This window comes from Nostoc sp. CCY 9925 (genome assembly GCF_963920935.1).
In the GTDB taxonomy this organism is placed as follows: domain Bacteria; phylum Cyanobacteriota; class Cyanobacteriia; order Cyanobacteriales; family Nostocaceae; genus Nostoc.
Genome location: NZ_CAWUDO010000013.1, coordinates 38,218 through 56,972 on the forward strand (window position 1 = coordinate 38,218; position 18,755 = coordinate 56,972).

General features: G+C 37.6%; 13 protein-coding genes. 9 read left to right on the plus strand and 4 right to left on the minus strand.

The window, feature by feature from the left end:
- The first annotated feature begins 3 nt into the window (after positions 1-3).
- From ACM0OY_RS09555 to ACM0OY_RS09595, 9 genes are all read left to right on the plus strand, one after another.
- Positions 4-1,434, plus strand: coding sequence for a sugar transferase (locus tag ACM0OY_RS09555; protein ID WP_414568632.1), 1,431 nt, complete (start codon positions 4-6; stop codon positions 1,432-1,434).
- 408 nt (positions 1,435-1,842) lie between these two features.
- Positions 1,843-3,273 (plus strand): oligosaccharide flippase family protein, encoded by a 1,431-nt coding sequence (locus ACM0OY_RS09560; protein WP_414568633.1) that lies wholly within the window; start codon positions 1,843-1,845, stop codon positions 3,271-3,273.
- Between the two features lie 92 nt (positions 3,274-3,365).
- Entirely contained in the window at positions 3,366-4,388 is a 1,023-nt protein-coding gene (locus ACM0OY_RS09565) for a glycosyltransferase family 2 protein (RefSeq protein ID WP_414568634.1), read from the plus strand.
- A 232-nt stretch (positions 4,389-4,620) separates the two neighbouring features.
- Positions 4,621-5,697, plus strand: a complete 1,077-nt coding sequence (locus ACM0OY_RS09570) for an acyltransferase family protein (protein WP_414568635.1) — start codon at positions 4,621-4,623, stop codon at positions 5,695-5,697.
- A gap of 71 nt (positions 5,698-5,768) precedes the next feature.
- The gene (locus ACM0OY_RS09575) at positions 5,769-7,046 is read left to right on the plus strand and encodes an O-antigen ligase family protein (protein WP_414568636.1); all 1,278 of its coding nucleotides are present in this window, start codon (positions 5,769-5,771) and stop codon (positions 7,044-7,046) included.
- A 49-nt stretch (positions 7,047-7,095) separates the two neighbouring features.
- Positions 7,096-8,199 carry a glycosyltransferase family 4 protein gene (locus ACM0OY_RS09580; protein WP_414568637.1) on the plus strand — a complete coding sequence of 368 codons (1,104 nt, stop codon included), beginning with the start codon at positions 7,096-7,098 and terminating at the stop codon, positions 8,197-8,199.
- A gap of 125 nt (positions 8,200-8,324) precedes the next feature.
- On the plus strand, positions 8,325-8,969 hold the full coding sequence (locus tag ACM0OY_RS09585) for a glycosyltransferase (RefSeq protein WP_414568638.1): 645 nt from the start codon (positions 8,325-8,327) through the stop codon (positions 8,967-8,969).
- Between the two features lie 5 nt (positions 8,970-8,974).
- Positions 8,975-9,520: a glycosyltransferase gene (locus ACM0OY_RS09590; RefSeq protein ID WP_414568639.1), complete on the plus strand. Its 546-nt coding sequence runs from the start codon at positions 8,975-8,977 to the stop codon at positions 9,518-9,520.
- Between the two features lie 332 nt (positions 9,521-9,852).
- A complete protein-coding gene (locus ACM0OY_RS09595) occupies positions 9,853-12,066 on the plus strand; it encodes a GumC family protein (RefSeq protein ID WP_414568640.1) in 2,214 nt (737 codons plus the stop codon).
- A gap of 732 nt (positions 12,067-12,798) precedes the next feature.
- On the opposite strand, the gene ACM0OY_RS09600 is transcribed toward ACM0OY_RS09595, so the two are convergent.
- From ACM0OY_RS09600 to hisB, 4 genes are all read right to left on the minus strand, one after another.
- Entirely contained in the window at positions 12,799-14,208 is a 1,410-nt protein-coding gene (locus ACM0OY_RS09600) for a choice-of-anchor Q domain-containing protein (RefSeq protein ID WP_414568641.1), read from the minus strand.
- A gap of 832 nt (positions 14,209-15,040) precedes the next feature.
- The gene (locus ACM0OY_RS09605; RefSeq protein WP_414568642.1) at positions 15,041-16,510 is read right to left on the minus strand and encodes an SLBB domain-containing protein; all 1,470 of its coding nucleotides are present in this window, start codon (positions 16,508-16,510) and stop codon (positions 15,041-15,043) included.
- Positions 16,511-16,901: 391 nt separating this feature from the next.
- Positions 16,902-17,897 carry an ABC transporter ATP-binding protein gene (locus ACM0OY_RS09610; protein WP_414568643.1) on the minus strand — a complete coding sequence of 332 codons (996 nt, stop codon included), beginning with the start codon at positions 17,895-17,897 and terminating at the stop codon, positions 16,902-16,904.
- 153 nt (positions 17,898-18,050) lie between these two features.
- Positions 18,051-18,686: an imidazoleglycerol-phosphate dehydratase HisB gene (gene hisB / locus ACM0OY_RS09615; RefSeq protein ID WP_414568644.1), complete on the minus strand. Its 636-nt coding sequence runs from the start codon at positions 18,684-18,686 to the stop codon at positions 18,051-18,053.
- Between the last annotated feature and the right edge of the window lie 69 nt (positions 18,687-18,755).

Here is an 18,755-nt window from a genome sequence, read left to right on the forward strand (position 1 = left end):
ACTATGAGTAATCAAAGTATTGCAACAAACAAATTGAGTGAAGTACCTTTGGATCTACGTGCATCTGCATTTGTGAGAGTACGCAAAGGTTCGTGGTGGCTGAGACTGACAACACTATTTTTAGTAGATTGGACTCTTTTATCATTAGCTTGGATTTTAGCTGGATATCAATCTTCTTATTGGGACATATCAAGCCATTATTTACCAATATTAATAACTATTAGTATTCAAATAGGATCGCTAGCTCTCGAAGGTATTTATCGAGAGGGTCAAAAACGTTATGACTATCTGAATATTATTAAATCACTGACCTTTGCTCATGGATTAATACTATTTGTTTGTTTGATATACCAGCCCATTATAGATATTACAAGTCCCAGGTTAATAGTGTTGTCTTGGTTGTTCAGTACATTTTTTGTTTGCACTGGTAGATATAGTGTAAATCTAGTTCTGGAATATCTCCGTAAACAAAAGAAAATAGTCCGTTCTTCTGTATTCATTATCTCTGATCCCCAAGACCACGAGCAAATTGCTAGCTTCATAAAAAAGGAGAAGCACTACATTGTATCTGGAACAGCAAATGCTAATTCATTAGATAGATATCAACGTCAACAAACATTGAGTCAACTTAATCAGCTAGGTGTAACAGAAGTTTTTATATCTTGGGATGCTTTGAAGAATAGGATGTTTTTGTGCTGGTTATTTCAAGCATCAGGTATACAAGTACACATTGTACCAATGGAATTAAAACCAATTTATAGAAACGTAGAATTTAATAAAGTAGGAGGAATGCCTTGTCTGAGTTTGGATTGTCCGATAATTACAGGTAAAGACTTCTGGATAAAGCGTATTTGTGATTTTTGCTTTGCCGCTTTATTCGTAATGTTAACCTTCCCTGTCTATATGTCCATAGCGATCGCTATAAAACTAGATTCTCCAGGCACTGTATTTTATAAGCAAACTCGTATAGGTCTACATGGAAAACAGTTCAAAGTATGGAAATTCAGAACCATGAGATCTGATGCAGAGAAATTACAGAAGGAACTAGAAGCTTTAAATGAGACAAAAGATGGGATTATTTTCAAAATAAAAGACGATCCTCGCATTACTCGTGTTGGAAAATTTCTCCGTCGTTACAGTTTAGATGAATTACCCCAACTCTTTAATGTGATCTTTGGAGAAATGAGTATAGTCGGGCCTCGTCCTTTACCAACTAGAGATGTAGATAAGTTTTCTGAACATCATTTTATTCGACACGAAGTTTTACCTGGTGTTACAGGCCTTTGGCAAGTCTCAGGTCGTTCAAATATTTTAGATTTTGAACAAGTAATAGCCCTGGATATGAGCTACATAGAAAATTGGTCTCTTAGTTTAGACTTTGAAATTCTCCTCAAAACAGTTATGGTGGTTTTGAAAAAGGAAGGTGCATACTAAAAGTAAATAAGTTGCTGTGGTTGAGTTGAGATAATGCGATTAAGTACCAAAACGATTATCAAAACTCCACAAAGCATACTTTTTGCTGAACTTAAAATTATTTAGATACTTCGTGTCTCAGTTACTTGTCTAAAAAAGCAAAACTCGCAAAACTCACATATCAGTTTTTAGTTCCAGGTAAAGATTTTTTCAAAAATAAACCGCAGAAAAAAGCGAATATAAATGCTTGGTATGTCTCATAGCCTTCAAGTATCTGAGAGAAACTATCTTCAGTTATATCTTTTAATATTGAGAATTTCATTTACAGACATTTACGGTTTTTACAGTTCTGGATTTTATTTAAATTAAGTAACTGTAACATCAGAAAATCAGTGGAACAAAAATAACAAAAATTAAGCTGATTACTATATGGTAAAAAACCGTAAACTAATAAGTAATTCCCTCTCAATGATAGTCAATCGTTTAGCGCAAAGCATTACAGCCTTTGTGTTAACAGCGTCTATTGCTCGCATATTAGGAGCTGAGGCCTTAGGACAATATCTACTGGCATTTACCTACTACTTTATATTTGTAAGCATTGCCTCACAGGGATTAAAAACTTTATTTACGAGAGAAATAGCCCGTGAACCAGAAAAAACATCACTTTATTTAATAAGTGGAACCTGGTTGCAGTTAATTTTCAGTTTCTTCAGTTATGTAGTTTTGGTAATCATAGTATTTTTATTGCCCTACACTTCTGAAACTTCTACTGCTTGCTACATCATGGGTTTAACAATCATTCCTTTTTCGCTTTCCAATATTACTGAGGCGATTTTTCAAGCGAAAGAAAAGATGCATCTAATTGCCCTAGCTACAGTTCCAGTCTATGTAATACGTTTATTCATCATGCTCTGGGCAATGCAAAGAAATTATGGAATTGATTATTTAGCAGCAATTTTAGTTATTTCAGAATCAGTAATTCTGGGTATTGAATGGATTTTAATCACCAAAGTAGTCAAAACAAAATGGCAAATTGATAGAGATTTTATCTGGAATACAATAAAAAATGCGCGTACATTTTTTGCTATTGAAGGACTAGCTGTCGTTAATGCCAGAATTCAAATTTTGATTCTTTCATTATCGGGAACTGAGTTTATAGTTGGTGTCTATGGTGGAATCATACAATTATTCCAACCATTTTTAATTGTTGCGAATAGTATATGTATAGCAATGTTTCCGGGGTTAACAAAAGCAGTGAATCAAGGACGGGAAAACCAGCGAAAAATTATTGAAAAATGTATTGAATTGTTATTAATTATTGCATTACCTTTATCTGTTGGTTTGCTGTTTATTGGTAAAAACTTACTAACTTTTATTTATAATCCTAGCTTTGCCCAAGGAAGTTTAGCTCTTAGTATTATTGCCGTATCATTAATTTTTCTTCCCTTCAATCAGTCATTATCTTTTTTACTTGTAGCAAATGGTTTTGAGGTTGTAAATTTGCGTCAAGTAGCCATCAACACTATTTTAGGAAGTTTGTTAGGTCTGATATTAGTTTCCAAATATAACTTACTTGGTGCAGCAATAATGGCTTTGTTAATGAGTTTTATTGCTTTTAGTCAGTATATTTACTTCACTTCTACTCTCATATTTCCGTTGAATTTATGGCGAATTATTCGCTCTCCTGTGCTAATCAGTATCTCAATGGCAGCTGTATTTATCGTTTTAGAAAAAATTAATTTAAATTTCTTATTAACTATGGCGATCGCAACTTGCTGCTATATTTTATTAGTTAATATTCTGAGTATTCATGCTTTAGGTGGAATCCATATTGTCTGGGAAAAAATTGCAAGAAAATGATCGATTATATCCGTAAATTTTTTGGTTTAAACAATCAATGACTAAAAAAATTAAACTAACACAATTCAATTAAATTATCAAAGTCAGCCGATATGGAAATTCTTCAAGCAGAAAAAACAACAACTCAAAGTTTGGCAATGTTAAACGAAAGTAACCAACCAATAGTTAGTGTCGTGATTCCTACACGCAACAGACCACAAATTGTTGTCAGAGGTGTCAAAAGCGCATTAAGTCAGACACTACAGTCAATTGAAGTGATTGTGATAGTAGACGGACCAGATCGGCAAACAGTCGATGCACTATCTCAGATAGGCGATCCCAGGCTGAGAGTTATAGAACTAGCAAAAAATATTGGTCCATCAGGGGCTAGAAATACTGGAGTGAAGGAAGCGAAAGGAACTTGGATAGCATTTTTAGATGATGATGATGAATGGCTACCACAAAAATTGGAACGTCAATTAGAAGTAGCTAATAATTCCAATTCTGATTTTCCAGTTGTCACCAGTCGTTTCATTTCTCAGACCCCAAAAGGCGAATTTATTTGCCCAAGAAGACTACCTAAAGTATCTGAACCTTTAAGTGAATATCTTTTTGTTCGGAACTCCTTTTTTAAAGGAGAAGGGTGCATACAAACCTCCACTCTTTTTGTGAAAAAAGAGTTAATGGAAAAAATGCCTTTGGAAGAAAAATTTTACAGACACGAGGATTGGGAGTGGTTGCTCCGAGTTAGTGCAATGGAAAATGTGCGAATAGAGTTTGTACCTGAGGCTATGGCAATCTGGCATTCAGAAATGGGAATCAAGCGCTTGAGCAACGTCAATGATTGGAAATATTCCTTGGATTGGATTCGTTCAACCCGTAATTTAGTAACACCAAAAGCTTATTCAGGTTTTATTGCAACAATTGTTAGTCATTCTGCGTCATTAGTAGGTGATTGGAAAGCTTTTTTTCCTTTATTGTGGGAAGCTATACGGTGGGGCAAGCCTCGGCCAGTAGATATATGCTTGTACTTAACAATGTGGTTGATTCCTCAAGATATCAGACAGCGAATTCGCTCTGTTTTCAATAAAAATTCCAAAACACAACCAGCTGTTTATAAGGAAATCTCACTCTGAAGTGGGTTAGTTGCCTGGTATACTGAGGTATAAAAAAGATGTGTTGTCAGTTCAACTGCGTCATCAGCGTAACAGACTGGCAACTCATATAAACTGCACCTCTAGCTGACTGTCAGCAATACTCAATATTAGTCAATAGAAGTGGAACATTAATACAAACTTACATAGTTACTCAGCTATTTACAGAATTAAATGATGAATCTAATTTTTAAAATCTACCCTGCATAATCATATGAATAAAAAATTGAATTTGCTACAAGTATACCGTGGTATTGCTGCTATCCTCGTAGTTCTATCTCATGGTAATCGCATACTCACTCGCGAATTAGACCAAAATACCTTATTGCAAATATTTCATTTCGGTTGGATAGGCGTTGATTTCTTTTTCGTACTTAGTGGATTTATTATATTTTATATTCATCAATATGATATTGGTAAACCAAATAAATTAAAATCTTTCATTTCCAAAAGGTTTATTCGCATATATCCCTTGTATTGGATTGTTTTAACTAGCAAAATTCTAGCTTCTATATTTACAAATTATAAAGATACAATTTATCCAACAGGTGCAGGTGAACTTTTAAAAGCTTTTTTATTACTACCCCAAGACCCAGCTATTCTAAATACTAATTTTATTGGTGTAAGTTGGACGCTGAGTTATGAAATTTTTTTTTACGGTCTGTTCGCAGCACTAATTGTGTTCAACAAAAAAATTTGCAGAGTTATCATTTTTGCCTGGATCGCTGCTGTAATTCTCAATCTCTTCAATCTTTTACCAATTGGCAAAAATTTTCTGCTCATGTTTATATTTGACGAACATAATCTAGAGTTTGTTCTAGGTTGTTTAGCTGCATATACGATCTCTAAATCCAAATTTAAGTTTAAAACTTCATTAATTTACGCTTCTATTTTTATGTTGGTCTTATCAGTTATAAATACAAAATATGGAGAATTTGATATATCAGGCATTCCCCCATTAGTAGGTTATGGCCTTCCCTTCACCCTTCTTATTATTGGCTCTGTATATTTAGAAATGTCGAGTAAGATAAATGTACCATTAATTTTAATTTATCTAGGAGATGCCTCCTATTCTATATATTTAACACACGGTTTTTTATTAAGCAATGTAGGTAAGATCTTGGATGCATTAGTAAGGAAAAGTGAGATAGTATACAAACTTACCAATTTCAATATCATTGTATTTATAACTATCGTCATAGCAGTAGCTATGGGATGTTTAATTCATACTTATTTGGAAAAGCCATTAATTATAAATCTAAAAAACAAAGTATTTGCTAAAATTACCTGAAACTACCAACTACATAATGGCAACGTGTTTAATCTCTTGTCTGTGTCCACTAATGATGCATACTGCAAACAATGAGAAAATTTTTACTTTCTGCCGAACAACTAATTACAGTTATTTGCTTAATAATTTATTCAGGAACTCCATTAGATCCATTCCTGACTAATGGCAATACCTTACAAGACGCTGATAGAACAATATTTAGACTGCTTTACACTTTTACATATTTAGTCGCTTTTTTATTGATTATTCTACGCTGGAAGAAGGTTATCTACGTTATTAGCAAAAATAGACTTCTTTGGGTCTTAATAGGAGTATGTGCAGTTTCTAGTTTTTGGTCATTAGATTCAGATACTACTATACGTAGGGTTTTTGGTCTCATAGGAACAACATTGTTTGGAGTTTATCTAGCTTCACGCTACACCTTAAAAGAACAACTGAAATTATGTGCTTGTATGCTTGGTATCTCAGCAATAGCGTGTTTTCTAATTGTTTTCTTGATCCCACAATATGGTATTGGAGGAGATGAACAGGCAAGTGCTTGGCGAGGAATATATGCACAGAAGAATATTCTTGGTAGGAGGTTTGTAGTTAGTGGAGCAATATTTTTCTTCCTTGCCATGACTACTCGGCAAAATCGCTGGGTTTTATGGCTTGGCTATATTGCTTCTGCAATACTTGTGTTCTTCTCAAGCTCAACAACGTCTTTAGGGAATTTAGTAATAGTTACAGGAGCTTTTCCCATATATCACAGAATTTTACGCTTTAGGTATATAGCGTTAATACCTACCTTGACATTTCTAGGCACTATAAGTATAGCTTTTTACGCTTGGTTCGTAACATACGCCGATCAAATTTTGGGAAGCGTAGGTAAGGATACAACACTAACTGGACGTTCAGAAATATGGCCTGCTGTGTTGGAGATGATTGTGAAAAAACCGTTGCTTGGATATGGCTATGGAGCATTCTGGTATGGCTCTGATACTTCCGCTGCGACTTATGTACAAGAGTCAATAGGATGGCCTGCTCCTAGTGCCCACAATGGATTTTTGGATCTCTGGTTAGCCTTGGGTTTACTAGGAGTCTTAGTTTTTCTAGCGGGATTCTTAAGTAGTTTTTTCAAAGCCATATATTTCATTCGGTTAAATAAAATGTTTGAAAATAATGTATGGCTATTAATTTATTTAACCGTTCTTACTTTTTCCAACTTAACTGAAACTACATTAATAGAGCAAAATTCAATTGAATGGACACTTTATGTATCAGCTGTATTATCAAGTCAACTCTATCTTCCTTTAAGACAAAATTCTAAAAATCAAATCCCTACACATACTGGACAGTTAAAAATTTAAGAGTTTAAAGTTAAAGTTGAGAATTTTTGTAAAATTAAATCTAAAACTGATGAGTGAAACTAATCCTTTTAAAATTACCATGTTAGGTCCTAGCTTACTTCAACAGGGTGGAATTTCTGGTTACGAAAAGCTGTTTTTGGAGTATGCTCCTGCTGAAGTTAAAATATGTCATATCATTACTCATGAAGAAGGAAATGTAGCAAAAAAAATCATGGTATTTTTGAAAGCTATATGGAAATTCATCTGGATATTACTCAGGCAAGAAGTTGATATTGTTCAACTTCAAATATCTCAGCGTGGCAGTATTTTACGACAAGCAATTATGATGCTTTTAGCTTGGGTATTTCACAAACCAATAATAATACATGCTCATGGAAGTCAATTCCATTTGTTCTACGCCGGGCTACCAAAATCTATGCAGCGACTGCTAGGTTGGATATTTAGGAAGTGTCAAAGGCTAATTGTATTATCAGAAAGTTGGAAAAGCTTTTACATAGAAAATCTTGGTCTGAAACCAGAACAAGTTGTAGTTTTCTATAATCCAGTAAAAATTCCTGCTGAACTTCCACAGCGTTCAGTATCTGGCAAAGTTAACTTACTCTTTTTAGGACGAATTGGGCAACGCAAAGGAGCATTTGACTTGATAAAAGCCATTTCTTTTTTGCCTATTCAACATCGAACTAGAGCGAGTCTGATTATGGCAGGAGATGGAGACGTAGAACAAGCACGCAATTTAGTTACAACATTAAATCTAGAAGATTATATAAAATTACCTGGTTGGATAGGGTCAAACGAACGCGACATTCTCCTAGCTCAAGCAGATGTTTTTCTGTTGCCATCTTATAATGAAGGCCTGCCATTAGCGATGTTGGAAGCAATGGCTTGGGAGTTACCAGTTATAGTTACACCAGTAGGAGGGATACCTGAAATAGTTACTCATTTGGAAAATGGATTAATTGTTAATCCAGGTAATCCTGAGCAATTATCAAATTCTTTGAAATCTTTGATTGAAAATGAAAATTTGAGGCTTTCTCTGGGAGTTAAGGCTAGAAAAAGTGTTTTTACTCTTGATATCAAAAATCATTGGATTTCTTTTCTTGATTTATATCATTCAATCTTAAATTCAAATGTTGAATTAAGTCTAAAAAGTTAGTAATTCCAAGGCTCTAAACCACGAAAATCTAAATACACAGGTTACTCTAGCCACTTTGTGAGTAGAAAAATCAGATTCTCCAATTGACAAGTGTTTTCGTTAAATAATTAAGAATTGAAATTATTATGCCATTAGCCAGAAAAGTACTAATTATCGTTGAAAACCTGCCAGTTCCCTTTGACCGACGGGTGTGGATGGAAGCAACTACTTTGCAAAAAGCGGGATATGAAGTTGCTGTGATTTCACCTACAGGTAATGGCTTTGACAAAGAGTATGAGGTTATTGAGCAGATTCACATCTATCGTCATCCTCTACCACCAGAAGAAAGTTCGGTCATTGGGTATCTTCGAGAGTATAGCTGGGCAATTAACTGGCAATTCCGTCTAGCTCAACGGGTCTGGCGAGAGCGTGGTTTTGATGTCATCCATATTTGTAATCCACCGGATTTACTTTTTTTAGTAGCAGGGTGGTTTAAATTATTTCATGGCATACGCATTATTTTTGATCATCATGACCTCAGTCCTGAAATGTATGAAGCTAAGTATCAACGACGTGATATATTTTATCATGGACTGCGGTTGGCTGAAAGGTCTACATATGCAACAGCAGACATCGTAATTTCGACCAACGAGTCGCATCGACAGGTAGCTATTACCCGTGGTCAAAAGGAACCAGAGAAGGTCTTTGTAGTTCGTAGTGCACCAGACTTTCGCGCTTTCGCCGAATGCCTCCCAATCCCAATTACCGTGGAGGCAGAAACTACCTGGTAGGTTACATGGGTGTCATGGGGGAACCAGAGGGAATTGATTATCTCCTGAGAATGGTAAATTACATTGTTCGGAAAAAAAATCGCCAAGATATTCACTTTATGCTTATTGGCAGTGGTCCTGCGGCAGAAAAGCTTAAAGCCTTATCTAAAGAGTTGGAAGTAACTGAGTTTGTAGAATTCACCGGATTTAAACAAGGCGAGGAACTTTTAGAGCGGCTCTCTAGTTGCGATGTGTGTGTGGAACCCTCTCCTACATCTGCTTATAACGAAAACTGCACCATGAATAAAATCCTCGAATATATGGCGATGGGTAAAGCAATTGTCCAGTTTGATTTGCGAGAGGGAAGACGTTCTGCACAAGAAGCATCTCTCTATGCCAAGCCTAATGATGAGGTGGAATTTGCTGAGAAAATTCTAGAGCTATTAGATTCCCCTGAACGCAGAGAAAAAATAGGAGCTGAGGGGCGACGCAGAATGGAGGAGATTCTTGAGTGGCAATATCAAGCTCCAAAACTTTTAGAGGCATATGATAGACTTTTTGAAAGTCAGTAATTAGCACCTTTAATTCCGCAATTATTACTCAGTAAGTGTGAGTAATGAGTGAATACCTGTATTCATGGTGCGTAAAATCGTTAAAAAACGATAATAATAACCTAAAACCTCTAATTTACCAAGGTTATTTCTGACAAATGTGGCGTAATGATGCCAGAACGTAAACTCACTTTGCAACTTATATAGTCTATACTGTGTGTTATGCGTACGATTTTATAGTATAAGTCCTGTTCAATGACAGTGTACCTATGCTTGCTCCAAGCCACAATATCTTTAGTCTTTAGTTTATCGCTCAAAACCTGTACTTTTGAAGATTTATGTCATAAAAATTTATGGAATCTAGAGAAACTATTGATTTAGACCTGAATCGTTACTTTTTGATGTTGAAACGGTGGTGGATACCTGCGGCCACCATATTTATAGCTACAGTCATGCTGAGTGCAGTAGCTACACGATTTATGAAGCCTTCCTATGAAGCAGAAGGGAAATTATTGTTTAGAATTCCCTCTTTTAAAGTAGTAGGGTCTAATCTTTTGCCGACAACCTCAGAAGGAGGATCTACAGGAGATCTCAAATCACTGATAGCGTCTCAAAATCCCATAAACACTCAGATAGAAGTTATTTCCTCTCCTGCTTTATTGCAGAAGACAATAGATAAGTTACAACTCAAAGATAAGCAAGGTCAACCTTTAACAGTAAAAGCTCTACAAAAATCGCTGGTATTAAAAATTATCGGCGGAACAGATGTATTACGAATCACTTATTCCAGTCTTGACCCTGAAGAAGCTGCGGCAGTGGTCAACACAGTCATGAATGTATATCTAGAAAATGATATTCTCACAAATCGTTCAGAGGCAGCAGCAACTCGTCAATTTATTGCTAGGCAGATTCCGAAAACACAAGAGGCTGTTGACAAAGCAGAACGAGAACTACGTATATTCAAGCAGAAGAACCGCATTGCAGATCTAACAGAAGAAACAAAGTCAGCCGTCGGAATTATTGGGAATTTAAATAACGATATTAATAGTGTTCAGGCTCAATTGGATGAGGCTAACGCTCAAACCAATGAACTGCGCCAGAAAGTAAATTTGAATTCCCAAAATGCGATCGCTGTAAGTGCCCTCAGTCAGTCACCAGCTGTACAGGGAATCCTGACACAACTTCAAGATATCGACCGACAGTTAGCGAGTGAGCGTAGCCGTTTCCAAGATGATAACCCAGCAATTATCAATCTAGAAGCAAAAAAAGCTAACTTAAAAGCCCTCCTACAGCAGCAAATTTCCCAAACTGTTGGTAACAACGCAGAAGTTCCTCAGAATTTATTGCAGATTGGAGAACTCAGACAAAACCTGATCCAAAATTTTCTGCAATCAGAAGTGCAACGCTTTGGCTTAAGCCAAAGACTCGCTTCTTTGTATAATTCCCGCTCTAACTACGAACAGCGAGTGAAAGTTATACCCCAATTAATACAAAATCAGCGAGAGTTAGAGCGGAAAGTAGAAGTTGCAGAATCAACATATCAAACTCTATTGAAAAAGGTTCAAGAATTACAGTTAGTTGAGAATACGAATACAGCCAGTTCTCGGATTATTGCTCAGGCTATAGCGCCCAGTGATCCAGTAGCAGGCAAAAAATTTATCGTTTTGCTCTTAGGAGTAATGTTCGGTTTATTTTTGGCTACTACAACTGTTCTCTTCTTAGGTATGAGAGATAGATCTCTTAAAACACTTAAGGAAGTTAGAGATGTATTCAGATATACCTTACTAGGTATTGTTCCTTTGTCTGTTAAAAAGGTTCGCTCTCGTTTTTCAAGTACAGAATCAATAACTCAAAAGGTTGCTGTCCGAGATATGCCTCACTCCTTAACAAGTGAAATGTATCGGATGATTCAAGCCAATCTAAAATTCTTAAGTTCAGATAAAGTACTTAAAACAATCGTAGTAACTAGCGCAGTTCCTAAAGAAGGAAAGTCCACAGTTTCAGCAAATCTGGCAGCAGCGATCGCTCAGCTAGGACGTAAAGTTTTACTAATTGATGCAGATATGCGAGTTCCTTCTCAGCATCATCTGTGGCAACTAACCAATGCAGTTGGTTTAAGTGAGGTTCTTGTAGGTCAGGCTGAATTTAACACAGCTGTATCCAAAGTAATGGATAACCTTGATGTCTTAACTGCTGGAGTTAGACCTCCCAATCCACTTGCTTTGCTTGACTCAAAACGCATGGCATCATTAATTGACAATTTCTCATCTAAATATAATTATGATTTTGTAATTATTGATGGCCCTCCGCTTCTTTTAGCTGCTGATGCTTTGACTTTAAGTCAAATGACTGATGGGATTTTGTTAGTGGCTCGACCTGGCGTAATTGATTCTAACAGTGCTAATGCTGCTCAAGAGATGTTAGAAAGATCCAACTATAATGTATTAGGTTTAGTTGTCAACGGAATCATTGATAAAAATGAATCTAGTACTTATTTGTATCATGGCCACGAATATTTCCAACCAAGAGAGTTAACAAAAGAGTTGAAGGGATTTGCAAAAAAATAAAAGCTCCACATTTATGTTGCTTTTACTAACCTTTTTACAGTAATCAAACTCTAATTAAAGTGAAAGCCTTATAAGGCAAAGTTTAGCGGAGCTAGCTAAAGCTCTGCTTTTACTCAAGCTTTTAATGATACTAGGAATTATCGCTCTTCCATCACTATCATCAGAAAATAATAGGGCAAAGTGTCGTAAACTCCTTGTTAGAGTACGTTTGGCGAAATAGAGCCTTTAGTGGAGAAGAAGTGCCAGTAGCCTCTTGACCAATGGATCTGGTTATACGGCTTTGTACATCCAGAATCTGGCGAAAACTAAGGCGTGGATTTTACCCAAGGTTAATACTCAATTATTTAACTAGGTTTTAGCCGACTTCGCCCAAGAATATGGTGTTGGTGAACATAAACGAATCCTACTTGCTATTGACCAAGGTGGTTATACCAGTAGTGATTTAATTCTTCCAGAAAGAATCGATTTAATTATTTACCTGCTTATACCAATTCACGAAAATTCTGATACAAATGATTAGTCTTTAAATTCTTTCCCCTGCTCCCTGCTCCCTGCTCCCTGCTCCCTCCCCCCTGCTGCCTATTTGTATCGATTTTAAAGTGAAATGGTATTACTCTCCTTCCTTTGCAACCCCTAGAACGAGCCAATTATCAATTACAAAAATAGGTTGTAGGCAAAAATTCTGTAAAAATCAGAATTTTTGCCTACAACCCGTTACTACCCTATTTAGTACTACTGAATTTCGTATGCTCCTCTATCGGGTGCGAAACCCTTTACGCGGGGGTTCCCTAGAAAATCGGTTTTCAAGTAATCAAATTTAATGCCACTATTGATTGCTGGACTAGTCGATTTCAGTCTAAAATCACGTGCCGAGGCATTAACAAACTGTGCATCTGCAATAATATTGTTAACACCCTTACCGCTTGTACCAGAACCACCGTTATAAAGGTTGTAGTTAAAAACAGTATTGGTATTTTTTCCACTGCTCGAGATTGCTGACTTGCCACTCTGAGCATAGACAATGTTATTAAGAACTTTGACATCATCGGTAATATTCATTGAGATTCCTCCGGTTTGAAGTCCTGGAGTCTGGCTATTCAGATAAGAAGTGTTATGAATAACGTCGATCTTATTAGTTCTGAATGCATGAATGCCGCCACCACCATTTTCATACACGATGTTGTTAGCAATCAAAGTACGACCTTGATACGGAGCTAATTTTGCTCCCGCATTATCATGTCTGAAACGATCTAAAATTATTCCGTTTCCGTCTTGGATCTTCCCGTTAAAAATCCAGGGAACGTACATTCTATTTCTGTAGACCTTGTTATTCGTGATAAATATTCTGTAGCCCTGGTTATTGTCATAGTTCCAATTGCCAAGTAACGAAAGGCCGCTATTCCCAAAGGGTGAATACCAGGCATTATTGTATATTTCGTTATTGTCCACTGTCAGATAGTCGATTTCAAGCCCTGTAACGCCCCCTCCTCCACAGTCATGTACTTTATTGTTAAGAATACGTACATGATGAGGACGACCTTTTCCTCGTCCATCTACAGTGATGCAGCCTCCACTAGTTTTTGGGTTTGAGGTATTATTCTTTTGGCTCAGGGCATAGCTCAGAGATATATTACGATTGTTCCCTTCAACTTCTATGCCGTTTACTTCGATATACGAAGCTCCATCTTTAATCCAAATTCCATGCCATCCATTGTGCTGAATTTTTGGTGAATGTCCTGGATAAGCTTTATATGTAATCCATGCATTTGGCGCACCAGAGCGTGTAACCACTAATACTGAACCTGCTGGACTTGAATTACTGTATACTCCGTTCATCAAAAGTACCGTGTCCCCAGGTTTTGTAAGGTTTGCCGCCCTTTGGGGTGTTCTAAATGGCGATGATGCAGTAAGTCCGCTATTTTTGTCGCTGCCGCTACCACTAACATAATATGTTGTCGAAGCACCCGGAATAGCACTTATTAGCTTGCGGTTGGGTAGTTTATTTTCTTGAACAGTAGATGATTGAGGAACGTCTGTAACTAAAGACTCTGTTATCTTCTGCCCTTGAACCATACCAGTTAATGCCCAGGGAAGTACAACAGATGCACTCAAACTGAGAAAACTCAAACCATGAATCATCATAGGAAAAAAAGGTTATGTTGCAAAAACTGAACTGTCAACGGTTACTAACTCTAGCCTTAGTAAGTAACTCAGTGTTCGATACGATCGTATAACTGCCGTTTGTAAGTTTATACACGGTTTTTCAGATTTGCACCTGCGAATTTCCGCGTAAATATTGGTTAAATGCTTTTTGAGATTGTGTTCTCAAATTTGGCAAATCTATAGTAAAAATACTGAAAATAAATCATCAGTATGCAGAATTACCCTTTTAATGAACACTAAGCATCAGTACAAACGGCATCATTCATAATTCGACATCATTCTACTGTGTATATGCGGGATCTGTAGTTAAGATAGTGTATCTCTCATCAATCAGTTAATTTACTTAAATAATACTTATAATAATGAGAATCATCATATGAACAAAAACAATGTAGAGGCGAGCATTAATCGCCTCTACATCTAAAATATTCTCATTCTCATCGAAATTTAGGGTAATTACAATAAACCTTCAAAAGGCCTATCAATGCAGATTGACAATTCTCAGTAATATCCGTAGGGCTTAACTTAGATGTGATGATAATCTGATTATGGGGGCAGGAAAAGTTGGCCAATGCCCCTAATTAAAATGTGAATTTCAGTAGACTGAAAACTTTTGGAATTTGACGAAAGAATAAGGGTTTCAGCCGATGGTATTGGATCTGGCGATCGCCACCTGAAACGATCGCTGTCTAGTCAGAACAAAAGTTCTTGAAACGCAGATTATAAGCTGATTTCAGATCCTGGTATTCCAAAGCGAAAATCAAGGGCTAGTGAGGCTTCTGAAAAACTTTTCGGTCTACTGAATTTGAAACTAAAGCCCGAATACCCTCAAAATACTGAAGATAACACCTAGAGGCCCAGCAACAAGGCCTGTGCTATCACCGACTTTTGCTCCGCCAGAACGACCGACTACTACAACATCGTTATTGCGGAGTATGGGATTAGTTTGCTCATTAATTCCAGCGGAGAAATCTACTTTTACTACACGTTTAGTGACAGAACCATTAGGATTGAGACGAATCAAATCAACAGCATCGTCGCTAGCTCTGGCATCATTGAATCCACCAGCAGCGAGTATAGCTTGATTTAAAGAGCTATTCGGTTGAATATCTGTTAATCCTGGCCTTTTGACTTCCCCGACTACACCCACTTGAATGCGTGCAGGAGACAAAGTAGTGGTAGCTAGTTGAGTAGCTTCTGCTGGGTTGATCTCAGTCGCCGTCGGAATAATGATCGTATCTCCGTCTTGGACGATAATGTCTTGATTGGCATCCCCACTTTGTAACAGTTGCCAAAGATTGATATCTATAGCTTGTTCTGAGCCAGATCTTGTGAGTCGGCGTAGCTTGAGATTACGAATATCTGCCTGTGCTGTAATTCCACCTGCTAGTTGAATTACTCGTGTTACATTTGGTAGACCGGTGGGAGTCGCAGTACCACTGTTAGGAGTTGCACCTCCCTGATCGCTTATACTACCTGGGGTGACTAGATAAGAACCGGGACGGTTAACTTCACCAATAATTGTTACTGTGCGGGGTGTGGTTTGACTGGCAGCAAAGTTAGCTGCAAATATATTACGCGATTCTGCTATGTTGAAGTTATTTGCAGTTGGCACAACTATAGTGTCTCCATCCCGCAAGGTTATATCCTGTGATAATGTGCCAGTTTGGATAAGTTCCTTCAAGTTGAGGCTAACGACTTGCTCTGAAGAACGTCCGAATTTACGCCGTAATTGAACTTGAGTCACATCCGCAGCCAGTGTAACTCCTTGGGCTGTTGTCAATGCAGCTAATACAGTGGGGTATTGTACACCTGGATTGTCTCCGGCACCTCCACTCAAGCTTAAAGTATAAGCTCCTGGACGTGTTACCTCTCCGGCAACAAAAATATTGATTGGACGAGGCGATAATAAATTGACTGATATTAAAGGACGTTTGAGGAAGCGAGCATATCTTCTAGCAATTTCATCAGCGGCCTGTTCAGTTGTTAGTCCAAGAACTGGAACACTACCAATTAAAGGTAAGTTAATTGCTCCTCCTGGAGGAATTTGGTATTCACCCGTATATTCAGGTACTTCAAATACATTTACACGGATGCGATCGCCGCCCCCCAATAAATAATTAGTATCTAATTGTGTTTGTGTATTTGGTATTTGTGTGGTTGGTGATGCTGGTTGTCCTTGAGCTAGGCTAGCAAATGGTACAGCAACATTGACAGCAGTTAATAAAGCCGCACCCACAACTGGTTGAGTAAGCGATTTAAACAAATTTGTGTTAAGCATATTTCCCTAAGATTCTGAAATTACGATTAATAAAGTACTGTCTAAACATTTTTATTTTGACTATACCTAAGTATTCAAGTTCCCCAACACTCTTATTTTCCTTGAAAAGTGTCATTTTCCGGAGAAAATTTGTTTATTGAATTTGAATTTTCAGTAAAGTTAATTTAAAGTTAGCCCTGTTTGAATATGACAATTCTGAAAAAATATAAATTTTAGGCAAGTCAACGTAGTTTATACAATAATCCGTCGTTTTTCAATGAGGTAATTACTAGGAGAATTTTACTAATAAGTCAATTTAATGACACTTAATTTTTGATAGAAAATATGTAACGAGTAACAGTTGTTGCCAACATTAAAATCGGCAGTCTTCAGGTTTGAGATAGAAAATTATTTAGCAATCAGATGAATTAAACGAGTTATTTTTTGCTTTGATTTGTTGAATAAAAAACTCTTCTAGGGACTGATGGGACAAGTTCATGGCAATAATTTTACCCTCCATGAGACGAAGACTAGCAAGAAAATCATAGTAATCATCTTGTAGTGTACCTTGCCAGGAACCATCAGGCTCAAATATCAAAGTAGGTAGCCATTTTTTGAGAATTTCCCAGTCTCCACCTTGACCTTTAACGTGATATGTGTTGCTTCCACCTAAAAGTTCATTGAGGGAACCAGAGCAAATTAATTCACCTTGAGCGAGGATGGCAATGCGATCGCAAATCTGTTCTACTTCACTGAGAATGTGGCTGTTGAAAAAAATCGTCTTGCCAGCGGCTTTTAGAGCCAGAATAATTTCCCGCATTTGGTAGCGTCCCAGAGGATCGAGACCAGACATCGGTTCATCTAGAAAAACCAATTCTGGCTCGTTAATTAGCGCCTGTGCCATACCAACACGCTGTAACATTCCTTTGGAGTATCGGCGCAGCAGTTTTTTGCGGGCATCGGCTTGGGATAAACCTACTAATTCCAGCAGTTGGGGAATGCGTCGGTGTTGTACGCTTTCAGGAATTTGGAATAGCCCAGCTGCTAACTGCAAAAACTCCCACCCGGTCAGATAATCATACAAATAAGGATTTTCTGGTAGGTAGCCGATGTATTGCTTAACATTGCGATCGCCAAGTGGCTTACCTAACAATAATCCTCGTCCATCAGTTGGACGAATAATCCCTAACAACAGTTTTAAAAGCGTAGTTTTACCAGCACCGTTCGGTCCTAACAGGCCAAAGGTTTCGCCTTGATAAACTTTTAAACAACAGCTTTTAAGAGATACGACTTTTTGATTTAGCCAAAAACCAGTAGGATAAACTTTTCGCAACTCAGAAGTTACGACTACTGGCAAAGTGTTTGTCGTATTCACTTGAGAATCAGGGTCATCTGGAACAGACTTCATCTCGGTTCAATCAACAATTAGCAGCTTGGTATTTATTACAAGTTACCCGACAGGGTGATAATAATCACCACTTAGTGTGATAATTATTGCAAACAGAGTGAGTGCTGAGTCAAGAGTTAGGAGTTACTATTGTCTCCTTTGCCCCTCTGCCCTTTACAAGATGCCTTTAGAACTAGGAATCGCGCCAGCACGACGAGGATCGATTTCCACTGCTAGGCGTGTTGCCCTCGCAAAGGCCTTAAATGTCGCCTCAATAATGTGATGAGAATTAATGCCATCGAGTTGCCGAATGTGTAGTGTCATTTGGCTATGGTTAACCAATGCCACAAAGAATTCACGTACCAGCTGGGTGTCATAAGTTCCTACGCGCTGGGTAGGAATTTGTAAACCGTAGCTCAGGTGAGGGCGTCCAGAAAAGTCCAGCGCTACCTGAACTAAAGCTTCATCTAATGGTGCAAGGAAATTACCAAAGCGAGCAATGCCTTTCTTGTCGCCTAGTGCTTGGTTCAAAGCTTGTCCTAAGGTAATACCTACATCTTCATTGGTATGGTGGTCATCAATTTCCCAGTCTCCCTTAGCTTGGATATCTAAGTCAATCAACCCGTGGGAGGCTATTTGATGCAACATGTGATCCAAAAACGGAATGCCTGTTGCTGCTGTGCATTTTCCTGCACCATCAAGGTTGATGGTAACTTGGACATCAGTTTCCCCTGTGGTGCGATGAACAGTAGCAATCCGAGGGGTTGTAGTTAACTGGTTGTAGTTGGAATTAGCTTTGGTGATTTGCATAATAACTAGGGACTGGGGACTGGGGACTGGGGACTGGGGACTGGGGAATAGGGACTGAGGATTAAGGAC

Excerpts from the sequence above, each read along its gene's own strand:
- ACM0OY_RS09555 (WP_414568632.1), top strand. The coding sequence starts at position 4 with ATGAGTAATCAAAGTATTGCAACAAACAAATTGAGTGAAGTACCTTTG.
- ACM0OY_RS09560 (WP_414568633.1), top strand. The coding sequence starts at position 1,843 with ATGGTAAAAAACCGTAAACTAATAAGTAATTCCCTCTCAATGATAGTC.
- ACM0OY_RS09565 (WP_414568634.1), top strand. The coding sequence starts at position 3,366 with ATGGAAATTCTTCAAGCAGAAAAAACAACAACTCAAAGTTTGGCAATG.
- ACM0OY_RS09570 (WP_414568635.1), top strand. The coding sequence starts at position 4,621 with ATGAATAAAAAATTGAATTTGCTACAAGTATACCGTGGTATTGCTGCT.
- ACM0OY_RS09575 (WP_414568636.1), top strand. The coding sequence starts at position 5,769 with ATGAGAAAATTTTTACTTTCTGCCGAACAACTAATTACAGTTATTTGC.
- ACM0OY_RS09580 (WP_414568637.1), top strand. The coding sequence starts at position 7,096 with ATGAGTGAAACTAATCCTTTTAAAATTACCATGTTAGGTCCTAGCTTA.
- ACM0OY_RS09585 (WP_414568638.1), top strand. The coding sequence starts at position 8,325 with ATGCCATTAGCCAGAAAAGTACTAATTATCGTTGAAAACCTGCCAGTT.
- ACM0OY_RS09590 (WP_414568639.1), top strand. The coding sequence starts at position 8,975 with ATGGGTGTCATGGGGGAACCAGAGGGAATTGATTATCTCCTGAGAATG.
- ACM0OY_RS09595 (WP_414568640.1), top strand. The coding sequence starts at position 9,853 with ATGGAATCTAGAGAAACTATTGATTTAGACCTGAATCGTTACTTTTTG.
- ACM0OY_RS09600 (WP_414568641.1), bottom strand. The coding sequence starts at position 14,208 with ATGATGATTCATGGTTTGAGTTTTCTCAGTTTGAGTGCATCTGTTGTA.
- ACM0OY_RS09605 (WP_414568642.1), bottom strand. The coding sequence starts at position 16,510 with ATGCTTAACACAAATTTGTTTAAATCGCTTACTCAACCAGTTGTGGGT.
- ACM0OY_RS09610 (WP_414568643.1), bottom strand. The coding sequence starts at position 17,897 with ATGAAGTCTGTTCCAGATGACCCTGATTCTCAAGTGAATACGACAAAC.
- hisB (WP_414568644.1), bottom strand. The coding sequence starts at position 18,686 with ATGCAAATCACCAAAGCTAATTCCAACTACAACCAGTTAACTACAACC.